This is a genomic window from Pseudomonas sp. A34-9 (assembly GCF_029543085.1).
Taxonomy (GTDB): domain Bacteria; phylum Pseudomonadota; class Gammaproteobacteria; order Pseudomonadales; family Pseudomonadaceae; genus Aquipseudomonas.
The window spans coordinates 6,504,275-6,522,140 of sequence record NZ_CP119967.1; the positions used below are offsets into that span (position 1 = coordinate 6,504,275).

A 17,866-nucleotide genomic window follows, 5' to 3' on the forward strand; every position below is an offset into this window, starting at 1 on the left:
TTGGCCTGTTGAAATTGCCGAGCATTTGGCACAGATTGGCACCAAACAACTACAACAACTGACTTCGCCTTTGTTTTCACCGGTTTTTCTACCGGTCTGACAGACCTTCCTTCAAAGCCTGTGGGAAAGTGGCGCAAGTTCAAGACCAAGGGGTCGCTGTTTGAAAAAGCGTCTGTTCGTCACGGGTCTCAGTGGATTCGTGGGACACCATATTCAGTCGCGTCTGGCATTGCCGGATTCGTCGTGGGAGCTGTTGCCTGCCGCTTCATCCTACGACCTCACCAATCCGCACAGCCTCACCGATCTGTGGCCGCAGTTGCCTGACGCGGTCATTCATCTGGCCGGGCAGACTTTCGTTCCCGAAGCCTTCCGCGATCCGGCACGCACACTCGAAATCAATCTGCTCGGTACGCTCAATCTGTTGCAAGCCCTCAAGGCACGCGGTTTTGCCGGCACGTTCCTGTATGTCAGTTCCGGTGACGTCTACGGCCAGGTCGGCGAAAGCGACCTGCCGATCACCGAACAGCAACCGCCCTGCCCGCGCAACCCGTACGCGGTGAGCAAGCTCTCGGCGGAATTTCTCAGCCTGCAATGGGGCCTGAGCGAAGGTTGGCCAATACTGGTCGCACGACCGTTCAATCACATCGGCAGCGGGCAAAACCCAGGCTTTGCGATTGCCAGTGCCGCGCGCCAGATCAATCGCATCAAACAGGGCCTGCAAGCACCGCAACTGGAAGTCGGCGATATCGACGTGACGCGGGATTTCCTCGATGTCGGCGATGTGATCTCGGCCTATTTCGCGCTGCTGGAAAAAGGCACACCAGGACAGGTCTACAACATCTGCTCGGGCCGTGAGCAAAGCATCCGCAGCCTGATCGAGCAGCTCGGCGATCTGGCCGAAGTCGAGCTGCAACTGGTTCAGGACCCGGCGCGCATGCGCCGCGCCGATCAGCGTCGCGTTTGCGGCAGCCACGCCAGGCTGACCCGGACCACAGGATGGACGCCTGAAATCACTACACAACAATCCCTGCGGGCGATCCTGTCCGACTGGGAGATGCGAGTACGACAAGAATGACAAAAAGTGCACTGATCACAGGGATCACCGGCCAGGACGGCGCGTATCTGGCCAAGCTGTTGCTCGACAAGGGCTACAAGGTTTACGGCTTCGTCGCACGGCGCAGCAGCGATTCGCGCTGGCGCTTGCGTGAGATGGGCGTAGAAGCCGACATCGTCTATCTGGACGGTGACATGGCCGATGCCTGTTCGGTACAGCGTGCGGTCATTCAATCGGCGCCGGACGAGGTCTATAACCTCGCCGCGCAGAGCTTTGTCGCCGCGTCGTGGAATCAACCGGTCACCACCGGCATCGTCGACGGCCTGGGCGTTACTCATTTGCTCGAAGCAATCCGCCAGTTCAGCCCGCACACTCGCTTTTATCAGGCATCGACCAGCGAAATGTTCGGTCTGATCCAGGCCGAACGGCAGGATGAAAACACCCCGTTCTACCCGCGCAGCCCGTACGGCGTGGCCAAACTGTACGGCCACTGGATCACCGTCAACTACCGCGAAAGCTTCAATCTGCACGCCAGCAGCGGCATCCTCTTCAACCACGAATCACCGCTGCGTGGCATCGAGTTCGTCACCCGCAAGGTCACTGACGCCGCCGCCCGCATCAAGCAGGGCAAACAGCACGAACTGGCCCTGGGCAATATCGACGCCAAGCGCGATTGGGGCTTTGCCGGTGACTACGTCGAAGCCATGTGGCTGATGCTGCAACAGGACAAGCCTGACGATTTTGTGGTCGCCACCGGCGTCACCACCACGGTACGGGAAATGTGCCGCATCGCCTTCGATCACGTCGGCCTCAACTACCGCGACTACGTGAAGATCGACCCGGCGTTTTTCCGTCCGGCCGAAGTCGAAGTGCTGCTAGGCAACCCGGCAAAAGCTCAGCGCGTACTGGGCTGGAAGCCGAAAACCGACCTGGATACCTTGATCCGCATGATGATGGATGCGGACATGAAACGCGTCGCCAAGGAGTAGGCCATGCTGATTCCCGTGATTCTGTCCGGCGGTGCCGGCACCCGTTTGTGGCCGGTGTCCCGCGAGGGCCACCCGAAACCATTCATGCATTTGCCCGATGGCCAGTCGCTGCTGGGCAAGACCTATCAGCGTGCGGCAGCGTTGCTCGACGGTTGGGGCGACATCGTCACGGTGACCAACCGCGAGTACTACTTCCAGAGCAAGGATCACTATTGCGCCGCCCACGTATCGCGCCATCGTGGGCACTTCCTGCTTGAGCCGAGCGGGCGCAACACGGCGCCGGCCATTGCGGCAGCGGCATTGTCGCTGCAGGCGCTGCACGGTGACGAGGCGATCATGGTGGTGATGCCCGCCGACCATTTGATCGTCAATCAGGACGCGCTGAAAACCGCGGTCGAGCACGCCGTCAATCTGGCCAAGGACGGTTATATGGTGACCTTCGGCGTGATCCCGACGGCCCCGGAAACCGGCTTCGGCTACATCGAGACCGGCGCCCCACTGGATGCCAAAGGCGCGGCGAAAGTGCAGCGCTTCGTCGAGAAACCCGACCTGCAAACCGCCACGCATTATCTGGAGAGCGGCAACTTCCTGTGGAACTCAGGCATGTTCTGCTTCACCACCGCAGCCGTGATTGCCGAGCTGCAATTGCACGCACCTGAGCTGCTGGAGCAGACCCGTGTCTGCATGGCCGCCAGCGCGCCAATCGAAACCGTTGGTTGCCTGCAGCAGGAATTGTCGCCGGCGTTGTTCGCTGAAATCACCGACATCTCCATCGACTACGCGTTGATGGAGCGCTCGGAAAAAGTCGTCGTCGTGCCCGCCGGTTTCGACTGGAGCGACATCGGTTCGTGGGGCGCCGTCGCGGCGCTGGTGCCGGCCGATGCCGACAACAACCGCGCCAGCGGCGAAGCGATCTTTATCGACAGCCATAACAACTTCGTCCAGAGCGATGGCCGGCTGGTAGCAACGGTGGGTGTGGATAACCTGATCGTGGTCGATACCGCTGACGCGGTGCTGGTGGCCCATGCCGACCGTGCGCAGGACGTACGCCGCGTGGCCAAGCAACTCAAGGACAAATCCCACGAAGCCTATCGGCTGCATCGTACCGTCAGCCGCCCGTGGGGTACTTACACTGTTCTCGAAGAAGGACCACGCTTCAAGATCAAGCGCATCGTGGTCAAACCCGGTGGCAAGCTGTCCCTGCAAATGCACCATCACCGCAACGAACACTGGGTGGTGGTAGAAGGCATGGCCAAGGTCACCAACAATGGCAGCGGCACGACGCTGGTGGCCAAGAACGAATCGACCTTCATTGCCGCCGGCCACAAGCATCGCCTGGAAAACCCCGGGGTAATCGATCTGGTGATCATCGAAGTGCAAAGCGGCGAATACCTGGGAGAGGACGACATCGTCCGCTTCGAAGACCAATACGGCAGGACGGTTTAAATGCTGCTTTCCCTATACCGCTCGCTGCATGAATACCGAAGTTTCATCCTCGGCAGCGTGCAGCGAGAGTTTCAAGCGCGTTACCGCAATTCGCTGTTCGGCGCGCTGTGGCCGATCTTCAATCCGCTGTCGATGATCATCGTTTACACCGTGATCTTTTCCCACATCATGCGCGCGCGCTTGCCCGGTGTGGACGACAGCATGGCCTACAGCATTTACCTGTGCGCCGGACTGCTCGCGTGGGGGCTGTTTTCGGAAATCACCTTGCGCAGCCAGAACATGTTTCTGGACAACGCCAACCTGCTGAAAAAAATCAGTTTCCCCAGAGTCTGTCTGCCGGTGATAGTGCTGCTCAATGCCGGGATCAATTTCGCCATCATCATCGGCTTGTTTCTCGGCTTTCTGCTCGTCACCGGACGCTGGCCGGGCATGGTAGTGCTGGCGCTGGTGCCGCTGGTTGCCCTGCAAATGATGCTCTGCGCGGGTCTGGGCATGGTGCTGGGCGTACTCAACGTATTCTTTCGTGATGTCGGCCAGCTCTTCGGCATCTGCCTGCAATTCTGGTTCTGGCTGACACCGATCGTTTACCCCATCAACATATTGCCGCCGTGGCTACAGAGCCTGCTGCAATTCAACCCGCTGACCAACCTGATCGCCAGCTACCAGAATCTGTTCGTCTACGGCCAGTGGCCGCTCTGGAGTTCGCTGCTGCCGACGTTGGTGATCGGCGCGGTGTTCTGCGCCATCGGTCTGCGCCTGTTCCGCCAACGGGTCGGTGAAATGGTGGATGAGCTCTGATGGGACATATTCGTGTAACCGGGCTGGGCAAAGCCTATAAACAATATCCCAGCCGCTGGAGTCGCCTGGCCGAATGGCTGATTCCTTTTGCCGCGCTGCGGCACCGCCAGCATTGGGTACTCAAGGACCTGACGTTCGAGATCCCGGCCGGCGAGGCCGTGGGCATCGTCGGGGTCAATGGCGCAGGCAAGAGTACGCTGCTGAAGATGATTACCGGCACCAGTCGACAGACGTGCGGCACCATTGAACTGTCGGGTCGGGTCGCCGCGTTGCTGGAACTGGGCATGGGCTTTCACCCGGACTTCACCGGCCGGCAAAACGCCGTGATGGCCGGGCAACTGCTCGGTATGCAACTCGAAGAAATCAACGCATTGATGCCGCAGATCGAGCGCTTCGCTGAAATCGGCGAAGCGATTGATCATCCGGTGCGCACCTACTCCAGTGGCATGCAGATGCGTCTGGCGTTCAGTGTCGCCACCGCCCGCCGCCCGGACATTCTGATCGTCGATGAAGCGCTGTCGGTGGGCGATGCCTACTTCCAGCATAAAAGCTTCGAGCGCATCCGCAGCTTCCGCACGGCTGGCACCACCTTGCTGATCGTGTCCCATGATCGCTCGGCGATTCAATCGATCTGCGATTCGGCAATCCTGCTCGATGGCGGTCGCATGGTCATGCACGACAGACCCGAAGCGGTGATGGATTACTACAACGCCTTGCTCGCCGAGCGTGAAGGTCAGACCGTGCGCCAGGAAATACTCAGCGACGGCCAGGTACAAACCGTGTCGGGCACCGGTGAGGCGGGCATTCTGCGCGTGCGTCTGCTGGACGAATCCGAACGTTCTATCGAAGCCGCCGAGGTCGGTCAGTCCGTGGTACTGGCCGTGGACGTCGAGGTTCGTCAGGACATCGAACGGCTGGTGCTGGGGTTCATGATCAAGGATCGCCTCGGCCAGCCCATGTATGGCATCAACACCCATCGCCAGAACCAGGCCCTGGAAAACCTGCGGGCCGGCGAGCGCATCACCTATCGTTTTGCGTTTGTCATGGGGCTGGGCAAAGGCAACTACTCCGTGGCCTTGAGCCTGTCGCGACTGGACTCGCACCTGGACCGAAATTACGAGTGGCGCGATCTCGGTCTGGTGTTTCATGTCATCAACAATCGTCGCGAAGATTTCGTCGGTTGCTCATGGCTGAACGCACAGACCACGATCAGCCGTGATGTCGAAGCCAGCCGTGTGGAGCGCACACCATGACGCGCTTGCTGGTGGAGTGCACCCATGTGTTTAAACATCCGACGGTCAACTCGGGTATTCAGCGCGTGGTTCGCAATGTCATCAAACAGCTGCCTGCCAGCGCTGAAGGCGTCGAGTGCCTGCCGGTGGTGGTGCTTAATGGCGAACTCTATCGCGTGCTGCAATTGGCATCGCTCGAAACGCCTTTTTTCAACCGGCTGGAAACCTTCGGGGGACGCCTGGAGCGCCTCGCTCATCGCTTCTGGCAGTGGCATCAGCGTCGTGATGCGCAACTCACCTCGAAACTGGCGCGACGGATTTTGTATGTCGGCTACCGGCTGACGATCTTCGGCGCGTTCGGCCTGCCAATCCGCCTGATCCGACGGATCAACCGCAGGCAACTGCTCAAACGTTGTTCACCCCTGCAGCATCAGCCGGGCGATCAACTGGTGCTGCTGGACTCGTCCTGGCACTCGGATATCTTTGCCCATGTCGAACGGCTCAAACGTGACGGCGTCGGCATGATCGCGGTGATCTACGACCTGATCCCGCTGACTCATCCGCAGTTTTACGACACACGTCTGGTCGAGGTGTTCAGCGAGTGGTTCGACTGGATCACCCGCACGGCCGATGGCTACATGGCGATTTCTGCCACGGTGCGCGATCAGGTGCGAGAAGAATTGCAGCGCAGACTCGGTGCCGAACAAACCGCCCAGCGCTGGTTCGATTTCTTTCACTTGGGCTCTGAACTGGATCTGCACAACGCCGGGGCAACGATTGATCTGCGCCTGAAGCAATTGTTCACCACAACAGACCCGGTCTACCTGATGGTCAGCACCATCGAGCCACGCAAAAACCATGGGTATCTGCTCGATGCCTTTGAACGCGCCTGGGCCACAGGTTCGACGGCACGGCTGTGCATCGCCGGGCGGGTCGGCTGGAAATGCGATGCCCTCCTCGCCCGGGTGCGCAATCATCCAGAGCTGAATCAACGTCTGTTCATGTTTAACGACCTCAGTGACACCAGCCTTGAACACGCCTACGCCCACGCCAGTGCGCTGGTGTTTCCGTCGTTCGTCGAAGGCTTTGGTTTGCCCTTGGTGGAAGCCATGCAACGTGGCTTGCCGGCAATGGGCAGCGACATTGCGGTGTTTCGCGAAATCGGTGGCGAGTTCATGGCGTATTTCGATTTGCAGGATCCGCAAAGCCTTGCCGACTTGATCAACGGCTTCCAGTGCAGCGGCCAGTTCCCTGCCGCCCGCGATGTTGCCGATTGGCAGTGGATCGGCTGGTGTGAAGCCAGTCTGCAACTGGCCGAACGCAGTGTGCGTCATGTTCTGAAAGCGTCGGCGGCGCCAGCGAGGCAACATGCGCATAGCGCTTAACGCTCGCATTCTCCAGGCACCGCGCACCGGCATCGGCCATTACGTTGCCGAACTGGTCAACGCCTTGCGCAACGAGCCCGACATTGACGTGACGCTGTTCCACGGCTGGGGCTGGAGTTCGGCGCTGCCGGAAGCGGCCATGCCCGGTTATTCGCGCCTGACGCCACTGCTGCGGCAGATTCCCGGGGCTTATCAGGCACGCCGCTGGCTGGAGCAGAAACGCTTCGATCAGGGCCGCGTGCAAGGTATCGACCTCTATCACGAACCGAGCCTCTGGCCGCTGGCGTTCGACGGCCCGACCGTGATCACCCTTCATGACCTGACGCACCTGCATTTCCCCGAGACTCAGCCTCCGGCGCGGCTCAAGGAGATCGAACGTCGATTGGCCGTGGGTGTGCAGCAAGCCCAAGTGATTCTCACCGACTCGCAAGCCATTGCCGAAGAGGCTCAAGCGTATTTCAGCCTGCCGGCCGAGCGTTTTGTCGTCGCGCCACTGGGCATCGCCGAGCGCTTTCATCCGCGCGAAGCGAGCGCCATCGACGCGGTACTCAAGGCGCATGCGGTGGCGGCGCGGGAATATTTTCTCTGCGTGGGCACGCTGGAGCCGCGCAAGAACCTCGGGCTGGCCCTGCGCGCCCACGCCCTGTTGCCGGAAACCGTGCGTCAACGCTTTCCGCTGCTGATCGTCGGCATGGCCGGCTGGGAGCGCGAACAGTTCAGCGAACCCCTGCGTCAGGCGCTGGCCAGCGGGCATGTGTGCCTGCTCGGGTATTTGCCCGATGAACAGGTCGCGCAATTGCTGGCCGGCGCGCGGGCGCTGATTTTTCCGTCGCTGTATGAAGGCTTTGGCCTGCCGGTACTGGAAGCCATGGCCAGCGGCACACCGGTGGTGCTCACGCGTTCTTCGGCGATGCCCGAAGTCGCGGGCGCAGCGGGCAACTATATTGAAGCTGACGATGCAGAAGGCCTGCGTGATGCGCTGAGCCGACTGATCGACGATCAAGCGCATTGGCAGGCATGCCAAGAAGCCGGGTTGCAGCAGTCACGGCTTTTTTCCTGGGAGCGTTGTGCACAGGCCACGGCCGGTGCCTACCGCCAGGCCATGGGAGGTTGAATGCGAGTTCTTCATTTTTTCAAGACGTACCTGCCTGACTCGGTCGGCGGCATTGAGCAAGTGATCTTCCAGCTGTGCGAAAGCGGCGCCCAGCATGGCATCGATGGCCAGGTACTGACGCTTAGCACTGACCCGACACCGCCGGTGGTGAAGTTGGGTCAGCACGAAGTGCACCGGGCCAAACTCGACATTCAGTTCGCCTCCACCGGTTTTTCCTGGAGCGTGTTCAAACAGTTTCGCGAGTTGGCGGCGGAAGCGGACGTGGTCAATTACCACTTCCCGTGGCCATTCATGGACCTGGTGCACTTCGCCAGTGCGACGAATAAACCGAGCGTGGTGACTTACCACTCGGACATCATTCGCCAGAAGCACCTGCTCAAACTCTACCGTCCCCTGATGAACCGCTTTCTCGCCAGCGCTGACCGCATTGTCGCGGCATCGCCCAACTACCTGCACACCAGCGATGTGTTGCAGCAGTTCCAGAACAAGACCCGAGTGATTCCCTACGGCTTGAACAAGGCCGGTTATCCACAGCCTGACTCCGAACGGATGAATCGCTGGCGCCAGCAGCTTGGGGATAAGTTTTTCCTGTTTGTCGGCGTGATGCGTTACTACAAAGGCCTGCACATTTTGCTCGAGGCGCTGAAAGACGTGGACTATCCCGTAGTCATTGTCGGCGCCGGGCCATTGGAACTGGAGCTGCACGCTCAGGCGCAGGCGTTGGGCCTGCACAACATTCATTTCCTCGGACGCCTGGGTGACGAAGACAAAGTCGCGCTGCTGCAACTGAGTTACGCGATTGTTTTCCCATCACACCTGCGCTCGGAAGCTTTCGGCATTTCTTTGCTGGAAGGTGCGATGTACGGCAAGCCGATGATCTCCAGCGAAATCGGCACCGGCACCAGCTACATCAATATCCACAACGAAACCGGCCTGGTGGTCCCGCCCAGTCATCCACAGGCATTTCGCGAGGCGATGCGCACGTTGTGGGAAGACCCGGTGCGTGCTGCTGCCATGGGGGTGAAAGCCGAAGCGCGTTACCGGCAGTTATTCACAGCCGATGACATGGGTCGCAAGTGGACGGAGCTGTATCAGGAGTTGCTGGAAGAAAAAGACCTGTCTTACGCCTGACCTCAGGCAGAAACACATCCCCTCGTAGGAGCTGCCAAAGGCTGCGATCTTTTGACTTTGATTTTAAACAACCAAGATCTAAAGATCGTCCGAACGCGGCCCGAGCCTTCGGCAGCTCCTACAGGTGATCGGGTTACAGATCCAGTACCAGCGGTTGGCTGCTCTGGGCCGGAACCGCGCAGCAGATCAGCACATGCCCCGCTTCGGGAATATCCGCCGGCACCTGTGGATAATTCACCGCACCACTGACCAGCCGGGTCTTGCAGGTACCGCACGAACCACCGCGGCAACTGAACTCGGGGCGCAATCCGCGGCTTTCCGCCAGCTCCAGCAAACTGCCGCCATCGGGCTGCCAGCGCGCCTCTTTCGCCGAGCGCTCGAACACTACCGGCACCGATGTGGTCGCTGCGGGCGGTTGTTCGATCACGATCGCGTCCGGATCGGCCTGACGTTTCAGCGTCGACGGGCCAAAGGTTTCCGCATGAATCTGCGCGTCGCGCACATCCAGTTCGCGCAGGGTGTCGTACAAACCTTGGGTAAATCCACCGGGGCCGCAGAGGACAAAGTCGAGCTGGTCGACATCCTCGGCATCCAGCACGTTTCTTAGCACTTGCGCGTCGATACGCCCCGGCAGATCGAAATCCTCACCTTCGTGCAGTTCGGCTTCCGGCTGGCTGAGCAAGCGCAGAACTCGCACAGAGTCGCCTGCCGTTTCGAGCAACCGATCAAGCTCCTGGCGAAATGGCTGATCCGCCAGACTGCGCGAACTCTGCAGCAACAACGTCGGACGAATTCCCCGCGTCCGCAGGCCTTGGTAGACCACCTCGCGCAGCATCGACAGCAACGGCGTGATTCCTACCCCGGCCGCCAATAACACCAACGGCCTGTGTTCCAGTGGCGCGACAGTGAAATGCCCTTGCGGCGCCCGCGCTTCAAGTACGTCGCCGACGCGAATCTGCTCATGCAGATGCGACGAAATCAGTCCTTCGCGCTTCACGCTGATGCGGTAGAAACCATCCGATGGCGCACTCGAAAGGCTGTAGGTGCGGATATGCACCTCGCCATCAATCGTGAAACGCAGGGGCAAATGCTGGCCCGCGAGAAACACCGGCAAACCGGCGCCATCGTTCGGCTCCAGATAGATCGAGCGAATGTGGCGGCTCTCCGCTTCAATTTTCGCCACCCGCAGCGGCCGCCATTGATTGCCCAGCGCCTGCGCCTGCAAACGCGCATCGGCCTCGGCCCAGTTACCGGTCAACAGACTGGTCGGCGACATGCCGTCGAAGCGCCAGCGCAACGCCAGGGCTGCCGGACGCCGCACCAGTTTTTCCACCTCAAATGTCCACAGCCGTTCCGCACCTTGAAAGGCTTCGATCTGCGGGTCATCGAGAAGAATCTCGGTACGCCCGCTGAGTTGCAGCAGATCACCTGTGGAAAAGTCGATGAACAGCAAGCCGGCCTTGGGATTGAGCAGCAGATTGCCCAAAGTGTTGAAATGCAGATTGCCGGCGAAATCGGGGATGGTCAGACGATTGCCTTCCACCCGTACGAAACCGGCCTGGCCGCCACGGTGAGAAACATCCACCGCACGCTGGCCCTCGACATCCACGTAACTGGCGACGAAAAACGTGTCGGCGCCAGCGATCAGCGCACTGGTTGCTTCATCGAGGCCGTTCAGGTGCTGAGCCGGACGAGTATGCGGAGCCGTCAGCGGCATACGTTGAAACTGGCGCAACTGAATGTACTGCGGACAGTTGCCGAAAGCCTGATCCACGCTCACGTCGAACCCGTTGGCCGTCAGATTGCCAACATGACCGTTAAGGCGATTGCGCCGACGGGTGTGCAACTCGATACCGAGCAAACCGATCGGCTCGCCGTTACGCAGTTGCGCGGGATCATCGGCAGCAGGTTGGCTGGCGAAATGCAAATGCTCGGGATCGGGCGAATGGGCAAACCCCGGCGCGCCTTCGAGCACACTGGCCCATGGACGCCCATCAGCATCGACTGCGCCGTACAGCATGAAAGGCAATTGCTGATAGAACTCACGGTGCTGATCCGGCATCCAGGTGCGAATCACCTTGCGCCCAAAGGCTTCCATGCGTTCGGCAACGCCGACATGAGCCTGCAATTGCTGTTCGCCAGCGTGCCACGGTGAACGTTCCATCACGACCTCTCCCCTGCACCGTCGGCACAGTGTGGATTGCAAAAAATCAGGCGGTGGTTTGCAGACCGGCAACGGTGCGCGGCATGCCGACGAAACCGGGCAAGGCTTCGACCCGGGCCAGCCAGGCGCGAACGTTGCCGTAGTCGTCCAGCGACACGTTGCCTTCCGGGGCGTGGGCGATGTAACTGTAGGCCGAAACGTCGGCAATGGTCGGTTCGTCGCCGGCCAGATACGCGCTTTTGCCCAACTCGGCGTCCATCACTTTGAGCAGGTTGTGTGCCCGGGTGATTGCCTCGTCCGCGTTCAGTTGTGCGCCAAACACCGTGACCAGTCGCGCGGCAGCGGGCCCGAAAGCAATCGGTCCGGCGGCGGCCGACAACCAGCGCTGCACCCGTGCGGCACCGACAGGATCGGTTGGCAGCCAGCGACCGTGGCCGTATTTCTGCGCCAGATAAACCAGAATGGCGTTGGAATCGGCGAGCACGACGCCATTGTCATCAATGGCTGGAACCTGGCCGAAACTGTTGATCGCCAGATACGCCGGCTGCTTGTGCTCACCCTTGGCCAGATCGACGAAGATCAGCTCGGTGGGCAATTGCAGCAGGGACAGCATCAGCTCGACACGGTGGGCGTGGCCGGAACGTGGAAAGTTGTAGAGTTTGATCGCTTGCATGGTCGACTCCGCTGAACAGAGGCGCCACTGCGGGGATGAGAGCGCCGATGGAGGACATCTTCCCCCTGCTGCGAAAAGAACAGAATCACCAGCAACTGCAATCGATTATTTCAGCTCATGCAATAACGCAGCATTTTTAAGCGCCGGGTGCTCACGCAAAGCCTTTACCGTGAAATCGACAAAACTGCGAATCCGCGCCGGCGCCTTGCGCCCGCCCTGATACACGACATGAATCGGCAGCGGCGGCAGTTCGAATTCGGCGAGGACGATTTCCAGCTCACCGCTCGCGATTTTGCTGGCGACTTGATAAGACAGCACCCGAGTCAGGCCCAGCCCCATGCAGGCTGCGGTAATCGCCGCCTGATTGGCGGTCACGATCAGACGCGGCTCAGGACGCACACTGAGCGGTTCGCCTGCTTCGAGAAACGGCCAATTGCGTTGCTGACCAATCGCCGAAGTCGCCACCACTGGCGCTCCCGCCAACGCGTGGGGATGAACCGGCCGACCATGCGCGGCAAAGTATTTCGGCGCGCCGCAAATGACCCGACGCACCTCACCCACCCGAATCGCATGCTGACTGCTGTCCGGCAGATCACCGATGCGCACCGCAACATCGATGCCCTCCTCGACCATGTTGACGATCCGATCCACCAGCACAGCGTTGATCGTGACATCCGGGTACTGCGCGAGATAATTCGCCATCACCGGCGTCACAAACAAATCCCCGAACAACACCGGCGCCGTGACCGTCAGTTGCCCACGCGGCTCGGCATGACTGCCCGCCGCCGAATCCTCGGCCTCCTGCACTTCGGCGAGAATCCGCCGACAGTCTTCCAGGTAACGCTGCCCGGCTTCGCTCAAATGCACACTGCGCGTAGTACGAATCAGCAACTGCGTGCCGATGCGCAACTCCAGCGCCGCCACAGCCCGCGTGACGCTGGCGGCGGACAGACCCAGACGTCGCGCGGCCGAGGAGAAGCCTTGCTCCTGAGCGACGGTGGTGAAGATCTGCATTTCCTGGAAGCGATCCATGGGCTCATCCCCTCAAAATCAAAAGATCGCAGCCTCCGGCAGCTCCTACAGGTGAACCACCAGGCCCGTGTAGGAGCTGCCAAAGGCTGCGATCTTTTCAGCCATACAAACTGTGGATAACTTATTCCACCGTTACCGACTTCGCGAGGTTACGCGGCTGATCCACGTCCGTGCCCTTGAGCACAGCAACGTAGTACGACAGCAACTGCAGCGGAATCGTGTAGAGGATCGGCGAGAGGATGTCGTGGATGTGCGGCATCTGCACGACGTGGGTGCCTTCGCCGTTGGTCATCCCGGCTTTCTCGTCGGCGAACACGATCAGTTCGCCGCCACGGGCGCGGACTTCCTGCAGGTTGGATTTGAGCTTTTCCAGCAGTTCGTTGTTCGGTGCCACGGTAACCACCGGCATGTCGTTATCCACCAGCGCCAGCGGGCCATGTTTCAGTTCGCCGGCCGGGTAGGCTTCGGCGTGGATGTAGGAGATTTCCTTGAGCTTCAAGGCACCTTCCATCGCCACCGGGAATTGCGCGCCACGGCCGAGGAACAAGGTATGGTTCTTCTCGGCGAACAGCTCGGCGATTTTTTCCACCGTGCTGTCCATGGCCAGAGCTTCGCCGAGACGGGTTGGCAGGCGACGCAGCTCCTCGACCAGGCGTGCTTCAACGCCGTCGGCCAAGGTGCCGCGTACCTGACCCAGCGACAGAGTCAGCAGCAACAGACCGACCAGTTGCGTGGTGAAGGCTTTGGTGGAGGCCACGCCGATTTCGCGGCCAGCCTGGGTCAGCAGAGTGAGATCGGATTCGCGCACCAGCGAGCTGATACCGACGTTGCAGATCGCCAGACTGGCAAGGAAACCCAGCTCCTTGGCATTGCGCAGAGCAGCCAGAGTGTCAGCGGTTTCACCCGATTGTGAGATGGTGACGAACAGGGTGTCCGGTTGTACCACCACCTTGCGGTAGCGGAATTCGCTGGCGACCTCGACCTGACACGGGATCCCGGCCAGTTCTTCGAGCCAGTAACGCGCGACCATACCGGCGTGATAACTGGTGCCGCAGGCGACGATCTGCACGTTGCGTACTTTGGCGAACAGTTCGGCGGCTTGGGGGCCGAACGCTTGCACCAAAACCTGATCGTTGCTCAGGCGACCTTCGAGGGTGCGTTGAACAACCGCAGGCTGCTCGTGGATTTCCTTGAGCATGTAGTGGCGAAATTCACCTTTGTCGGCGGCTTCGGCACCGTCGGTGTATTGCACGGTCTGGCGCTCGACGGCATTGCCGTTGATATCCCAGATCTGCACGTTATCGCGGCGAATTTCGGCGATATCGCCCTCTTCCAGGTACATGAAACGGTCGGTGACCTGACGCAGGGCCAACTGGTCAGACGCGAGGAAGTTCTCGCCCAGACCCAAACCAATCACCAGTGGGCTGCCACTGCGCGCGGCAACCAGACGATCCGGTTGTTTCGCATTGATCACGGCCAGGCCGTAAGCACCGTGCAGTTCCTTGACCGTCGCTTTAAGCGCAACGCTCAGGTCTGGCTGATCCTTGAGCTTGTGGCTGAGCAGATGGGCGATGACTTCGGTATCGGTGTCCGACGTGAACACGTAACCCAGCGCTTTCAGTTGTTCACGCAGGGCTTCGTGGTTTTCGATGATGCCGTTGTGCACCACGGCAATGTCGCCGGAAAAATGCGGATGGGCGTTGCGCTCGCACGGCGCACCGTGAGTCGCCCAACGGGTATGGGCAATACCGAGGCGACCCACCAGTGGATGCTCGGCCAACGCAGCTTCAAGTTCGCTGACTTTACCCGGACGACGCATGCGCTCAAGGGTCTCGTCGTTGGTGAAGACCGCGACACCGGCGCTGTCATAGCCGCGGTATTCAAGGCGCTTGAGGCCTTCGAGCAGGATGGCGGTGATATTACGTTCAGCAACTGCGCCGACAATTCCACACATGCTTATTTCTCCTGACTGACAGCCGCGCAAATCACGGTGATACCGCGGGCCTGAATCTGATCGCGTGCCTCGCTAGGCAGGCGATCATCGGTAATTAGGGTATGGACGCTGCTCCACGGCAGTTCCAGGTTGGGAATCTTGCGGCCAATCTTGTCGGCTTCAACCATGACGATGACTTCCCGCGCCACTTCCGCCATGACCCGGCTCAAACCGAGCAGTTCATTGAAGGTCGTTGTGCCACGCACCAGATCGATACCGTCGGCGCCAATGAACAACTGGTCGAAGTCGTAAGAGCGTAGTACCTGCTCGGCCACCTGGCCCTGAAAGGATTCCGAATGCGGGTCCCAGGTGCCGCCGGTCATCAACAGCACCGGTTCGTGCTCAAGTTCGCTCAAGGCGTTGGCGACGTGCAGGGAATTGGTCATCACCACCAGACCCGGCTGCTGGCCAAGTTCGGGGATCATCGCAGCGGTGGTGCTGCCGCTGTCGATAATGATGCGCGCGTGCTCGCGGATGCGTTTCACCGCTGCGCGGGCGATGGCCTGTTTGTATTTGGAAACGCTCTGCGCGGTTTCCGCGACCAACTCCTGGGGCATGGTGATCGCCCCGCCGTAGCGGCGCAGCAGCAGACCATGACTCTCAAGCGCAGCAAGGTCCTTGCGGATCGTAACTTCGGAGGTTTCGAAGCGCTTGGCCAGTTCATCCACACTGACTTCGCCCCGCTCATTGAGCAAGGCGAGGATGTTGTGACGGCGCTGGGGCGTATTGCGTTTCGACATGGCGACTTAAGTTTCGATTCGAAAGATAACGGAAGCAATCAAAACCTATCGCCAACAAATCGTCAACCCATCGCCCATAAAAAATCGCAACCACCGACAATTCCCTTAGGAGCTGCCGAAGGCTGCGATCTTTTGATCTTGAAGTCGCTGTGGATAACTCAGTTCTTCTTGATCTTCTCCGGCCGCTTCCAGCCATCGATGTTTCTCTGCCGTGCGCGGCCTACGGCTAACTGTGCGTTATCCACATTCTGCGTAATGGTCGAACCGGCTGCCGTCGTCGCACCATTAGAGATATCCACAGGCGCGACCAAGGAGTTATTGGAACCGATGAACACATCGGCACCCAACACGGTTTTCCACTTGTTGGCGCCGTCGTAGTTACAGGTAATAGTGCCGGCGCCGATATTGGTGCGCGCACCGACTTCGGCATCGCCCAGATAGGTCAGGTGACCGGCCTTGGCGCCTTCACCCATGTGGGCATTTTTCAACTCGACAAAGTTACCCACATGCGCGCGCGCTTCGAGCACGGTGCCTGGACGCAGACGCGCAAATGGGCCGGCATCGCTGCCCTCGCCCATCACGGCGCCTTCGATATGACTGTTGGCCTTGATTACCACGCCTTTGCGCAGAGTGCTGTCCTTGATCACGCAGTTCGGGCCGATGACCACGTCGTCTTCGATGACAACGGCGCCTTCAAGGATCACGTTGATGTCGATCAGCACGTCGCGGCCCACGGTGACTTCGCCTCGCACGTCGAAACGCGCCGGATCACGCAGGGTCACGCCTTGCGCCATCAAGCGGCGACCCGCACGCAGCTGGTAATGACGCTCCAGCTCGGACAACTGCTTACGATCATTGGCGCCCTGCACTTCCATCGGGTCGTGCGGTTGTTCGGTGGCCACCACCAGACCATCGCTGACCGCCATTTCGATCACGTCGGTCAGGTAATACTCGCCCTGGGCATTGTTGTTCGACAGCCGGCTCATCCAGTCGGCCAGACGATTGGCCGGCACCGCGAGAATGCCGGTGTTGCCTTCAGTGATCGAGCGCTGCGCTTCGCTGGCATCTTTGTGCTCAACGATCGCGGCCACCTTACCGTCGGCATCGCGCACGATGCGGCCATAACCGGTCGGGTCATCCAGCTCGACGGTGAGCAAGCCCATTTGCCCAGGCACGACATGCTTGAGCAGACGTTGCAGGGTTTCGACTTCAATCAGCGGCACGTCACCGTAAAGGATCAGCACAGTGTCGGCAGTAATGAACGGTACTGCTTGAGCAGTGGCGTGGCCGGTGCCGAGTTGCTTGTCCTGCAGGACGAAATTCAGATCGTCAGCGGCCAGACGTTCACGCACCACATCGGCGCCATGGCCGATCACGACATGAATGCGTTGTGGGTCAAGTTGCCGGGCGCTGTGGATAACATGACCCAGCATGGAGTTGCCGGCAATCGGATGCAGCACCTTCGGCAGGGCTGAACGCATACGGGTGCCTTGACCGGCCGCGAGGATAACGATTTCAAGAGACATGACTGGCTACCAATCCTGGGTGGTCAGCAACTGCGACCGGTTTTTGGGAATTCGGAAAAGAAAAAAGGGTAGCCGAGGCTACCCTTTTTTATCAATCGCACAACAAGTGGCTGACGGATTAACCGCCAAACTTCTTGCGGATCTGCTGGACGGTGCGCAGCTGAGCTGCAGCCTCGGCCAGACGTGCTGACGCAGCGCTGTAGTCGAAATCAGCGCCTTTTTCATGCAGAGCATGCTCGGCAGCCTTGAGAGCTGCTTGAGCCTGAGCTTCATCCAGGTCGGCGGCACGTTGCACGGTATCGGCAAGCACTTTGACCATGTTCGGCTGAACCTCGAGGAAACCACCGGAGATGTAGAACACCTCGGGTTCCCCGCCTTGCTTGATCAGGCGGATCGGACCTGGCTTCAGATTAGTGATCAGCGGCGCGTGACCCAGAGCGATACCAAGATCACCCAGTGCACCGTGCGCAATCACCATCTCGACCAGGCCGGAAAAGATTTCCCCTTCCGCGCTGACGATATCGCAATGGACTGTCATAGCCATCTGATTGCCTCAACCTAAATTAGCGCCCGTTGCCGGGCGCCGGGA

At 60.0% G+C, this 17,866-nt stretch carries 15 protein-coding genes; 8 read left to right on the forward strand and 7 right to left on the reverse strand.

Going from position 1 to position 17,866, the window contains the following annotated elements; all coding sequences use genetic code 11:
* Nucleotides 1-160 precede the first annotated feature (160 nt).
* The 8 genes from P3G59_RS29270 to P3G59_RS29305 are packed head-to-tail and all read left to right on the forward strand — an operon-like array spanning nt 161 to nt 9,149.
* Nucleotides 161-1,075: a GDP-mannose 4,6-dehydratase gene (locus P3G59_RS29270; RefSeq protein ID WP_277759932.1), complete on the forward strand. Its 915-nt coding sequence runs from the start codon at nt 161-163 to the stop codon at nt 1,073-1,075.
* Complete coding sequence (gene gmd, locus P3G59_RS29275; RefSeq protein ID WP_277759933.1) at nt 1,072-2,043, forward strand: GDP-mannose 4,6-dehydratase; 972 nt, start codon at nt 1,072-1,074, stop codon at nt 2,041-2,043. The genes P3G59_RS29270 and gmd overlap by 4 nt, the downstream gene beginning before the upstream one ends.
* Before the next feature lie 3 nt (nt 2,044-2,046).
* Entirely contained in the window at nt 2,047-3,489 is a 1,443-nt protein-coding gene (locus P3G59_RS29280; RefSeq protein WP_277759934.1) for a mannose-1-phosphate guanylyltransferase/mannose-6-phosphate isomerase, read from the forward strand.
* On the forward strand, nt 3,490-4,287 hold the full coding sequence (locus tag P3G59_RS29285) for an ABC transporter permease (RefSeq protein ID WP_277759935.1): 798 nt from the start codon (nt 3,490-3,492) through the stop codon (nt 4,285-4,287). It abuts the gene before it with no gap.
* On the forward strand, nt 4,287-5,540 hold the full coding sequence (locus P3G59_RS29290; RefSeq protein ID WP_277759936.1) for an ABC transporter ATP-binding protein: 1,254 nt from the start codon (nt 4,287-4,289) through the stop codon (nt 5,538-5,540). The genes P3G59_RS29285 and P3G59_RS29290 overlap by 1 nt, the downstream gene beginning before the upstream one ends.
* Nucleotides 5,537-6,904, forward strand: a complete 1,368-nt coding sequence (locus P3G59_RS29295) for a glycosyltransferase family 1 protein (protein WP_277759937.1) — start codon at nt 5,537-5,539, stop codon at nt 6,902-6,904. Before P3G59_RS29290 ends, P3G59_RS29295 begins: the two co-directional genes overlap by 4 nt.
* Entirely contained in the window at nt 6,888-8,018 is a 1,131-nt protein-coding gene (locus P3G59_RS29300) for a glycosyltransferase family 1 protein (RefSeq protein ID WP_277759938.1), read from the forward strand. The genes P3G59_RS29295 and P3G59_RS29300 overlap by 17 nt, the downstream gene beginning before the upstream one ends.
* Nucleotides 8,019-9,149 (forward strand): glycosyltransferase family 4 protein, encoded by a 1,131-nt coding sequence (locus P3G59_RS29305; RefSeq protein WP_277759939.1) that lies wholly within the window; start codon nt 8,019-8,021, stop codon nt 9,147-9,149. It abuts the gene before it with no gap.
* Between the two features lie 133 nt (nt 9,150-9,282).
* On the opposite strand, the gene P3G59_RS29310 is transcribed toward P3G59_RS29305, so the two are convergent.
* From P3G59_RS29310 to P3G59_RS29340, 7 genes are all read right to left on the reverse strand, one after another.
* Nucleotides 9,283-11,313: a pyridoxamine 5'-phosphate oxidase family protein gene (locus P3G59_RS29310; RefSeq protein WP_277759940.1), complete on the reverse strand. Its 2,031-nt coding sequence runs from the start codon at nt 11,311-11,313 to the stop codon at nt 9,283-9,285.
* Between the two features lie 46 nt (nt 11,314-11,359).
* Entirely contained in the window at nt 11,360-11,986 is a 627-nt protein-coding gene (locus tag P3G59_RS29315) for a glutathione S-transferase (protein WP_277759942.1), read from the reverse strand.
* A 105-nt stretch (nt 11,987-12,091) separates the two neighbouring features.
* The gene (locus tag P3G59_RS29320) at nt 12,092-13,018 is read right to left on the reverse strand and encodes a LysR family transcriptional regulator (RefSeq protein WP_277759943.1); all 927 of its coding nucleotides are present in this window, start codon (nt 13,016-13,018) and stop codon (nt 12,092-12,094) included.
* A 121-nt stretch (nt 13,019-13,139) separates the two neighbouring features.
* The gene (gene glmS, locus P3G59_RS29325; RefSeq protein WP_277759944.1) at nt 13,140-14,972 is read right to left on the reverse strand and encodes a glutamine--fructose-6-phosphate transaminase (isomerizing); all 1,833 of its coding nucleotides are present in this window, start codon (nt 14,970-14,972) and stop codon (nt 13,140-13,142) included.
* Between the two features lie 2 nt (nt 14,973-14,974).
* Complete coding sequence (locus P3G59_RS29330; protein ID WP_141126027.1) at nt 14,975-15,751, reverse strand: DeoR family transcriptional regulator; 777 nt, start codon at nt 15,749-15,751, stop codon at nt 14,975-14,977.
* Nucleotides 15,752-15,909: 158 nt separating this feature from the next.
* Nucleotides 15,910-17,277, reverse strand: coding sequence for a bifunctional UDP-N-acetylglucosamine diphosphorylase/glucosamine-1-phosphate N-acetyltransferase GlmU (gene glmU / locus P3G59_RS29335; protein WP_277759945.1), 1,368 nt, complete (start codon nt 17,275-17,277; stop codon nt 15,910-15,912).
* 118 nt (nt 17,278-17,395) lie between these two features.
* Nucleotides 17,396-17,821, reverse strand: coding sequence for a F0F1 ATP synthase subunit epsilon (locus P3G59_RS29340; protein WP_007911962.1), 426 nt, complete (start codon nt 17,819-17,821; stop codon nt 17,396-17,398).
* Nucleotides 17,822-17,866: the final 45 nt, after the last annotated feature.

What these genes read in the sequence shown, in the direction of transcription:
- P3G59_RS29305 (WP_277759939.1), top strand. Translation starts at nt 8,019, where the DNA reads ATGCGAGTTCTTCATTTTTTCAAGACGTACCTGCCTGACTCGGTCGGC.
- glmS (WP_277759944.1), bottom strand. Translation starts at nt 14,972, where the DNA reads ATGTGTGGAATTGTCGGCGCAGTTGCTGAACGTAATATCACCGCCATC.
- P3G59_RS29285 (WP_277759935.1), top strand. Translation starts at nt 3,490, where the DNA reads ATGCTGCTTTCCCTATACCGCTCGCTGCATGAATACCGAAGTTTCATC.
- P3G59_RS29310 (WP_277759940.1), bottom strand. Translation starts at nt 11,313, where the DNA reads ATGGAACGTTCACCGTGGCACGCTGGCGAACAGCAATTGCAGGCTCAT.
- glmU (WP_277759945.1), bottom strand. Translation starts at nt 17,277, where the DNA reads ATGTCTCTTGAAATCGTTATCCTCGCGGCCGGTCAAGGCACCCGTATG.
- P3G59_RS29300 (WP_277759938.1), top strand. Translation starts at nt 6,888, where the DNA reads ATGCGCATAGCGCTTAACGCTCGCATTCTCCAGGCACCGCGCACCGGC.
- gmd (WP_277759933.1), top strand. Translation starts at nt 1,072, where the DNA reads ATGACAAAAAGTGCACTGATCACAGGGATCACCGGCCAGGACGGCGCG.
- P3G59_RS29320 (WP_277759943.1), bottom strand. Translation starts at nt 13,018, where the DNA reads ATGGATCGCTTCCAGGAAATGCAGATCTTCACCACCGTCGCTCAGGAG.
- P3G59_RS29290 (WP_277759936.1), top strand. Translation starts at nt 4,287, where the DNA reads ATGGGACATATTCGTGTAACCGGGCTGGGCAAAGCCTATAAACAATAT.
- P3G59_RS29340 (WP_007911962.1), bottom strand. Translation starts at nt 17,821, where the DNA reads ATGGCTATGACAGTCCATTGCGATATCGTCAGCGCGGAAGGGGAAATC.
- P3G59_RS29295 (WP_277759937.1), top strand. Translation starts at nt 5,537, where the DNA reads ATGACGCGCTTGCTGGTGGAGTGCACCCATGTGTTTAAACATCCGACG.
- P3G59_RS29315 (WP_277759942.1), bottom strand. Translation starts at nt 11,986, where the DNA reads ATGCAAGCGATCAAACTCTACAACTTTCCACGTTCCGGCCACGCCCAC.
- P3G59_RS29330 (WP_141126027.1), bottom strand. Translation starts at nt 15,751, where the DNA reads ATGTCGAAACGCAATACGCCCCAGCGCCGTCACAACATCCTCGCCTTG.
- P3G59_RS29280 (WP_277759934.1), top strand. Translation starts at nt 2,047, where the DNA reads ATGCTGATTCCCGTGATTCTGTCCGGCGGTGCCGGCACCCGTTTGTGG.